This window comes from Nonomuraea maheshkhaliensis (genome assembly GCF_039529435.1).
Classification (GTDB): Bacteria; Actinomycetota; Actinomycetes; order Streptosporangiales; family Streptosporangiaceae; genus Nonomuraea; species Nonomuraea maheshkhaliensis.
The window spans coordinates 1-505 of the sequence record NZ_BAAAMU010000349.1 but is presented as its reverse complement, the minus strand read 5'-3'; the positions used below and the strand labels follow the sequence as shown (position 1 = coordinate 505).

The following is a 505-nucleotide window of genomic DNA, read 5'->3' as shown; positions in this document are numbered from 1 at the left end:
AAAGCTTGCGAAGCTACCGCCAGTATTTACACCTGATGGAAGCATTACAGCTGGAAATGCTCCAGGTGTTAACGATGGAGCAGGTGCCTTTATGCTGATGAGTAAGGAGAGGGCAAAGAAGGAAGGCAAGCAGCCTCTTGCTACGATTCTTGGCCATGCTGCCGTTGGAGCGGAAGCCCCGTATCTTGCTAAGACTCCTGCCTTAGCTATTCAAAAGCTACTGAAGCAGACTGGATATCAGGTCAGTGACATTGATCTTTTTGAAATCAATGAAGCGTTTGCTGCTGTAGCATTAACAAGTGCTGAACTGGCAGGGATTCCACATGAGAAGCTCAATGTAAATGGAGGAGCGATAGCTTTAGGCCATCCGATAGGAGCTAGTGGAGCGAGGATTTTAATGACTTTGATTTACGAGCTGAAAAGATGTGGCGGAGGCTTAGGTATTGCGGCCATATGCTCTGGAGCCGCTCAGGGAGATGCCATTCTCATTCAGGTATAAAAGAAG

General features: G+C 47.5%; 1 protein-coding gene. It reads left to right on the top strand.

The window, feature by feature from the left end; all coding sequences use genetic code 11:
* The coding region (locus ABFX54_RS56795; RefSeq protein WP_487047347.1) for a thiolase family protein at positions 1 to 499 on the top strand (499 nt) is incomplete at its 5' end.
* Positions 500 to 505 lie beyond the last annotated feature (6 nt).